3 protein-coding genes are annotated in these 2183 nt (G+C 65.5%); 2 read left to right on the plus strand and 1 reads right to left on the minus strand.

Annotated elements, in window-relative coordinates:
- Both WAW85_RS15120 and WAW85_RS15125 read left to right on the plus strand, forming a co-directional pair.
- Nucleotides 1-988: carboxyl transferase domain-containing protein (locus WAW85_RS15120; RefSeq protein WP_422560411.1), on the plus strand; the 988-nt coding region annotated here is incomplete at its 5' end.
- A gap of 214 nt (nt 989-1202) precedes the next feature.
- Nucleotides 1203-1721 carry a DUF3145 domain-containing protein gene (locus tag WAW85_RS15125; RefSeq protein WP_422560412.1) on the plus strand — a complete coding sequence of 173 codons (519 nt, stop codon included), beginning with the start codon at nt 1203-1205 and terminating at the stop codon, nt 1719-1721.
- A gap of 1 nt (nt 1722) precedes the next feature.
- On the opposite strand, the gene WAW85_RS15130 is transcribed toward WAW85_RS15125, so the two are convergent.
- Entirely contained in the window at nt 1723-2124 is a 402-nt protein-coding gene (locus tag WAW85_RS15130) for a hypothetical protein (RefSeq protein WP_422560413.1), read from the minus strand.
- Between the last annotated feature and the right edge of the window lie 59 nt (nt 2125-2183).

Consider the following 2183-nt stretch of genomic DNA (forward strand, 5'->3'; position numbering starts at 1 on the left):
GGGCCGCGTCTTCGTGACCGGCCCCGATGTGGTACGCAGCGTGACCGGCGAAGATGTCGACATGGAGTCGCTCGGCGGCCCGAACACGCACGGCCGCAAGTCCGGCGTCAGCCATATCACCGCCGATTCCGAGGCTGACGCCTATTGGCGCGCGCGGCGGCTCGTGTCCACCTTCACCCAGCAGGGTCATTTCAATCGCGCCAAGGCCGAGGCTGGCGATACCGATCTGAAAGCTCTGCTCCCCGAGTCGAATCGGCGCGCGTACGACGTGCACCCGGTGATTGAGAATCTGCTCGACGCGCAGTTCGCCGCCGACGGCGTCACCGAGGTCTCGACGTACGAGGAAATCCAGCCCAAGTGGGCGCCGAACATCTCGGTGGGCTTCGGTCGCCTGTCCGGCCGCAGCGTCGGTGTCATCGCCAACAATCCGCTGCGGATGGGCGGCTGCCTCAACTCCGAGGCCGCCGAGAAGGCCGCGCGCTTCGTCCGTCTCTGTGATGCCTTCGGCATTCCGCTGATCGTCATCACCGATGTGCCCGGCTACCTGCCCGGTGTGGGCCAGGAATGGGGCGGTGTCGTACGACGCGGCGCCAAGCTCCTGCACGCCTTCGCCGACTGCTCGGTGCCGCGCGTGACATTGGTGACCCGCAAGATTTATGGCGGCGCGTACATCGCCATGAACGCGCGCGCCCTAGGCGCCACCGCCGTCTTCGCCTGGCCCGGCTCCGAGGTCGCGGTAATGGGCGCCAAGGCCGCCGTCGGGATCCTCCACAAGAAGGTTCTCGCGGCAGCCGCCGAACACGAGCGCGAGGCGCTGCATGAGCGACTGGCCGCCGAACATGAGCACATCGCTGGCGGAGTGGGGCGCGCCCAAGCCATCGGCGTCGTCGACGAGATCATCGACCCGGCCCACACCCGCAGCGTGATCACCGAGGCCCTCGCCTCTGCCCCACCCGGGCGCGGCAGGCACCGGAACATCCCGCTGTAGCCGACGATTGCATCCGACGCACCTGAACCCCACGCGTCTCATCCGTCACTCAATTACCACTGCGGGGACACTCCGGCCGCACGACACGCCGTCAATCTCAACAACCACTGGCGCAACACGCGTCACTCGAGGCATAATTCATTGACGACAGTGAGTCACCGGTACGACAAGGCGTTGGGGAAGACGTTCCTCGTCGAACCGGAGGTGAATACAAGTGCGCAACTTGAACCAATTTGCGGACCTGACGAGCGGTGTGGTGTACATCCACGCCGCACCCGTCGCGCTGTGCCCGCATGTGGAGTGGGCATTGTCGTCGACCCTGAACGCCCGCGCGGACCTGAAATGGTCGGCGCAGGAAGCCGATCCCGGCCGCATGCGTGCGACCGTGGACTGGGTCGGCCCCGTGGGCACTGGCGCACGCCTGACCAACGCCCTGCGCGAGTGGTCCGGACTGCTCTTCGAAGTGACCGAGGATCCGAGCCTTGGAGTCGACGGTGAGCGCTTCGCGTACGTACCAGGCCTCGGCTTGTGGCGCGGATCGACCGGCGCCAACGGCGACGTGATCCTCGGCGAAATGCAGCTGCGCGCCATGCTCGACGCCCAGCCCGAGAGTTTTGGGCTGGCCGGCGAACTGGAGTCCGCCCTGGGCACCGCGTGGGACGAGGCGCTGGAAAACTACCGGATGGGTGGCGTCGGCGCCGAAGTCACCTGGCTCCGTCAGCGGGTCAGCTGACCTAGTTTTGTTCCGCGACTAGCACAGTCGTACGCGACGACCGCTCGGTCCTTTCGGCCAGGCGGTCTTCGCGTTCGAGTCGCAGGATGTGCACGGCGCGCGCGTAAACCGACTCGAAGGTCAGGATCACTGCGCACAGCAATGCGATACTGCCAGGCCCCAGCACCAGCAGGTCGTCGATTGCCTCCCACGCGTGCGGACTCCACAGCGCTACCCAGGTCAGCACCAGCGCGATCACGGTGGCGATCTCACCGATAAAGCTCACCAGAACGAAGCCCAATGCCGCTACCCGATGCCTGCGGATCGCCTTGCGTGAGAAGTGGAAGTTCGCCGCGAATGCCAAAAGCAGCACTGCAAAGAACGACAGCATGATGCCGAATTCTTCGCTTCCGAGTTCACGCACGTCGCTCTCCCCTCGTCATCCGAACGATCATGTGCTCTGACCCTAACCCACGTATTCAG

It is taken from the genome of Gordonia sp. (in: high G+C Gram-positive bacteria), assembly GCF_049299075.1.
Classification (GTDB): domain Bacteria; phylum Actinomycetota; class Actinomycetes; order Mycobacteriales; family Mycobacteriaceae; genus Gordonia.